At 41.3% G+C, this 3,632-nt stretch carries 2 protein-coding genes; one reads left to right on the top strand and one right to left on the bottom strand.

All coding sequences use genetic code 11. The annotated features are described in order from the left end of the window. Positions 1–318: 318 nt before the first annotated feature. The gene (locus tag B2Z67_RS07445; RefSeq protein WP_291529189.1) at positions 319–2,130 is read right to left on the bottom strand and encodes a MutS family DNA mismatch repair protein; all 1,812 of its coding nucleotides are present in this window, start codon (positions 2,128–2,130) and stop codon (positions 319–321) included. A gap of 717 nt (positions 2,131–2,847) precedes the next feature. On the opposite strand from B2Z67_RS07445, the gene B2Z67_RS07450 reads away from it, so the two are divergent. Next, positions 2,848–3,474 carry a DUF6563 family protein gene (locus B2Z67_RS07450; RefSeq protein WP_291529190.1) on the top strand — a complete coding sequence of 209 codons (627 nt, stop codon included), beginning with the start codon at positions 2,848–2,850 and terminating at the stop codon, positions 3,472–3,474. Positions 3,475–3,632 lie beyond the last annotated feature (158 nt).

Raw genomic sequence — 3,632 nt, forward strand, 5'->3', positions numbered from 1 at the left:
CAATGATTTGCGGGTGAGCCCTACTCAGGCTTTAGGGATTAGGGTTGGTTACAGGGCAGACGCTCCATAACTTATGCATCCTTTAGGGCATACAGCGTGTGCTTACGACAGTTATATCACGATGTTGCGAATAAATCGTATTGTATATTTCTCTAAAGCATACTCCAGAAGATGTTGTATAGGCGTCAATATTATTAAACGTCTGCCTGGGAAGAGTTAATTAATGAATTTCAATGCTTTAGTCTACAGTATGAATAATGCAGGTTAGTGGTTAGTGGCTTTTCTAAAAAAGAAAATTGAGTATTAGTCTGTGACGGCTTAATCGGTGACAGCTATCCCCATCTTTTTCATCAAGAAACAAGCATTCATATTCTGGGCAATACCTTTGCGCAGGCAATAGGAGAAGGTGAGTTCATCATCAGTGATGTCGGCTTCGAAACGATAATTGCGGATATTATCAGGGAACATGTCGGCAAGAGTACCGAGCATTAAATCATGGGTAGCAATGATACCATTGGTCTGTAAAATCATGAATTGTTTGATGAGTGCAAGAGAACCTTTCTGTTTGTCCGTAGAATTTGTACCTTTCAGTATTTCATCGAGGATGATGAATAGTTCCTCGCCGGATTGTAGTTTATCAATGATAAGTTTCAGCCGTTTGAGTTCGGCAAAGAAATAGGATTCGTTATCGTTCAGTGAATCGCTGGTGCGTAGACTTGTGATGAGACGGGCAGGGTATAGCTTCATCTGCCGGGCACAGACCGGCGCACCGATACAAGCAAGCAGGTAATTAACACCGATAGTGCGTAGATAAGTACTCTTTCCCGCCATATTGGCGCCGGTGATGATGAGAAAGAAAGGCCGTTTTGCTATATCAATATCATTGCGTACACATTTGTCACGATTCATCAGCGGATGCCCCATTGATGTGGCTTGCAGATGAAAAGGACGTTCGTCGATGCTGGGATAAGAATATTCCGGATGGTTATAGGCAAAAGTTGCCAGTGAACACAAGGCGTCTATATGGGCAATGGCTGTCAGCCAACGAGGCAGTTGGGAGGCATATTGTTCTTTCCATTTTTCGATGCGAATAATCTGGCGAATCTCCCAGAAGAAAAGGCCGTTGAGAATGACATACATGAATACATTATTCCGCTGGTCGAGTTCATTCATCAGTTTACTCAGGCGCTGTATGGAGTGGGAGGCTGTTTGTTTTTCTCCACCTATCCACTTTTTAACTTCAACCAATACCTGGCTTTTCATAGGTTGTTTTTCTATGAGCCTGAGCAGGTTGGCATAGGTTGCCAGTATCTGCAATTTCTTTCCGTAAACTGCCTGCATTTTGGTGATTCTACTCGTAAAGCCGAAGCTGAGCGTGGCAAAACTTATCCAAACAATACCGCATACATTGGCCGGAATGATACCTGCAATGGCAAGCGCGATACAGATGACGTTTGTGGCTCCTGTGAATAACGGTAGTGCCCTTAATATCACCCGTTTGCGATATATGCTTGGACTTTTTGCCCATGTTTTCAGTTCTTCTTCATCAGCTGCTTTCCATTTGTGGAGTAATCCGGTAATACGAAACTCTTGCCTGAAGGTCAACTCCGGAGTTAATTCCTGAACCGCTCGTTGTCGCTCTTCGATTTCTGTTTTCTTTTCCAGATGTGTGCCCAGCCAGTTTGCCAACAGATTCTTTCCAAGTTGCGTGCAAGTCCGGTTGATATATTGAAATAAGGAATAAGGGCCAAAAATATCCAGGTCGTAGCTATACAAATGCGTTGGATTTGTGAATTCCGTACCATCTTCAAACGCGCTGGTATCATAGTTGAGCGCCGCAAGTTCCTGTTCATTGACTTCTATTTCCTTCTCCAGGTACTCTTTCCGGTAGAACAACCGGTTATGGTACTTTATCAGTAGGATGAATGGTAGGAGTGTGGCGGCGATAACTACTGCCAATACTTCCCGGTTGGCCGACCAGAAATAGATAATTCCCGTAATTCCTGCAATGAAAAGCAACAGCCGTAGCGTTCCTATCCGGTAGATTTTACTTTTTGCTTTATTTAGTTGTTGATATCCTTCCTTTGCCCGTTGCCGGTAGATGGTGGTTATATCGTTGACAGTATCCATGTTCTTTTATTCTTTATTCTTTGCTGTTATATTTGTGGGGCAAACTTACATAAAATCATTCGTATTTAGTACCTGTTGGATAAAAGAAACTGTTTTTTTCTTTAGAGCAAGGTTCGGTACATGACAAAAAACGTATCAGTCATAGTGAATGATGAAATATCATATCGTCATATACTAAAGAAGAAAGGTCAAATAGCGGGGTGTTACTTCCGGGAAACATGCACTAACCTGAATTATTCATGCTTCAGGAGTTTGAGTAGTTAAAGGAGTTATCAGCCAACATGTTGGTATAGGAGTTAAAGCCGATAGTATTGTTATACGATTCACGGAGTATCGGCTTTAACTCCTTAACTCCTAACAAAGTGATAACCCCTTTAGTTACAGTATGAATAATGCAGGCTAAGTAATACTTAAAAATCAACTTGGTACACATAAAGTAATGATTAAAAAATAACTTGGTACAGATTAAGACGGCACTGATGAGATGCAATCCCTTTCTTTCATCAAAAACTGTCTCAACTTGTTTTTTTACGCTTACTAAGATGATTTGATGAGGTAGAACACTCTTCTTTCTTCGAAAGCTGTCACAAGTTATTTTTTAGCACTTGCTAAATATTAGCACTGAAATGGAGTTTTTCCTTTAAATATTTGTTCATTTTGGATAAATAGTGTAATTTTAGCTTTGGTAAGAGCATTTGGATAGAAAAGATTTTAGATATGAAAAGATGGTGGATATTAGGCATACTGGGAATGATGGTCGCTTTGGAAGGAAGCGCCCAGCAAATCATCTATGCCAATCTGAAAGAGTTAGTAGAAGAGAGTGGCGACACGCTTTCTGCTATGAAGATTGAAAAACGCTCGAAAAACCAGATTTTATTGATGGGCGGTGCCGATTATCGTGTGTCGGTTGAAGATAATTCGGGACTTAACCGGTATCTGAAGTCCCGTTGCTATGCAGTCAGGTCGGACTCTGCACTCTATGTGAACTGTAAGAAAGTAAAATATAAACGTTTTCGTTTTGGAGGCTGGTATGCTCCTGCCATGTGGGTTCAAGGGAAGATTTATTTTAGTGCACAACCTGTAGGCTCTGTGGCGGCAAGTACTACACAACCTGTTGATGCTACGAAATTAGGTGGCGACGTCGGTACGGCTATCGCTGCGTCGGGATTGGTGAATGCCCGTGTTTATTATGAATTGAATCCCGAAACCGGGAAAGTAGAGTTCGTAGGGAAAGATAAAATGTTGCTCCTCTTAGAGAATGAGCCCGAACTTAAAGACGCTTTTCTGAAAGAGAATAGTGAAAAGGCAGAAATCACGGGCAAGTATTTGTTGTTATTGAGGTGATTAAGCGATAAATTCATGAATGTCTTAACCGCTATCGGGTATAGCCGAGATATCCATCCCCCAATGTAATAAGTCTTAAGTGAGTAGCTGTTCATAATTAGTTTATACTATGAATGATAATATAGCGAACCGGAATCTCAATCCGGTTGCTGCGCAAT

Origin of the sequence: Bacteroides sp. UBA939 (assembly GCF_002293435.1) — a bacterium.
Taxonomy (GTDB): Bacteria; Bacteroidota; Bacteroidia; order Bacteroidales; family Bacteroidaceae; genus Bacteroides.

What these genes read in the sequence shown, in the direction of transcription:
- B2Z67_RS07445 (WP_291529189.1), bottom strand. Translation starts at nt 2,130, where the DNA reads ATGGATACTGTCAACGATATAACCACCATCTACCGGCAACGGGCAAAG.
- B2Z67_RS07450 (WP_291529190.1), top strand. Translation starts at nt 2,848, where the DNA reads ATGAAAAGATGGTGGATATTAGGCATACTGGGAATGATGGTCGCTTTG.